Below are 1,265 nucleotides of genomic sequence, written 5' to 3' on the forward strand. Positions count from 1 at the left end.
TGCGCACGTCCTCGTCGCGCAGGTGCACGAGGATCTCGGGGATGTTGATCTTCACCGGGCACACGTCGTAGCAGGCCCCGCACAGCGAGGAGGCGTAGGGCAGGGAGGCGTTCTGCTCGGAGGTGATGCCGGTCAGCTGCGGGGAGAGGATCGCCCCGATCGGCCCCGGGTAGGTGGAGCCGTAGGCGTGACCGCCGGCCTGCTCGTAGACCGGGCAGACGTTCAGGCACGCCGAGCAGCGGATGCAGTGCAGCGCCGAGCGCCCGGCGGGGTCGTCGAGCACCGCGGTGCGGCCGTTGTCCAGGAGCACCACGTGCACGTTCTGGGGGCCGTCCCCCGGTGTCACGCCGGTCCACATCGAGGTGTAGGGGTTCATCCGCTCCCCGGTGGAGGAGCGCGGGAGCAGCTGCAGGAACACCTCGAGGTCCTGGAAGGTGGGCACGATCTTCTCGATGCCCATCACGGTGATCAGGGTCTCGGGCAGGGTCAGGCACATGCGGCCGTTGCCCTCGGACTCCACCACGGTCAGCGTCCCGGTCTCGGCCACGCCGAAGTTCGCCCCGGAGACCGCCACGGAGGTGGAGAGGAACTTTTCCCGCAGGTGGGTGCGGGCGGCCTCGGCGAGGTCCCGGGGCTCGGACGTGAGCGTCTCGTCGGTCTCGGCCATCTCGGCGAGGAAGATGTCGCGGATCTCGTGCCGGTTCTTGTGGATCGCCGGGACCAGGATGTGGGACGGCTTGTCGTGGCCCAATTGGACGATCAGCTCGGCCAGGTCCGTCTCCGTGGCGGTGATCCCGTGCTCCTCGAGGTGGGCCTCGAGGCCGATCTCCTGGGTGGCCATGGACTTGATCTTGATGACGTCGGTGGACCCGGTGGCCTGCACGAGCTCGGTGACGATCCGGTTGGCCTCCTCGGCGTCGCGCGCCCAGTGCACGGTGCCGCCGCGGGCCGTGAAGTTGGCCTCGAACTCCTCGAGCAGGTGCGGCAGGTTCGCCATGACCTGCTCCTTGATCGCGGAGCCGGCGGAGCGCAGCTCCTCCCAGTCGGGCAGCTCGCCCGTCACCGCGGCGCGCTTGCCGCGGATGGTGTGGGTGGCGTGGCGGATGTTGGCGCGCATCTGCGTGTTGCCCATCTCGGCCTTCGCCGCGGCGGGGAACGCGGTCTGCGCGTGCAGGTTCCCCTGGCCGTGGACGGGGCGGACGGCGGGCATGCCCAGGGCCGTGCGGCTCATCGAGCTCCTCCGGTCGTGCGGGGGGCCGAGGACG

The 1,265-nt window shown here is 70.4% G+C and carries 1 protein-coding gene; it reads right to left on the bottom strand.

The genetic code is table 11. The features are described from left to right. On the bottom strand, nucleotides 1–1,231 hold a 1,231-nt coding region (locus CRM73_RS19295), incomplete at its 3' end, for a lactate utilization protein B (protein ID WP_229588809.1). Nucleotides 1,232–1,265: the final 34 nt, after the last annotated feature.

The sequence above is a fragment of the Kocuria sp. CCUG 69068 genome (assembly GCF_020833785.1).
Classification (GTDB): Bacteria; Actinomycetota; Actinomycetes; order Actinomycetales; family Micrococcaceae; genus Kocuria; species Kocuria rosea.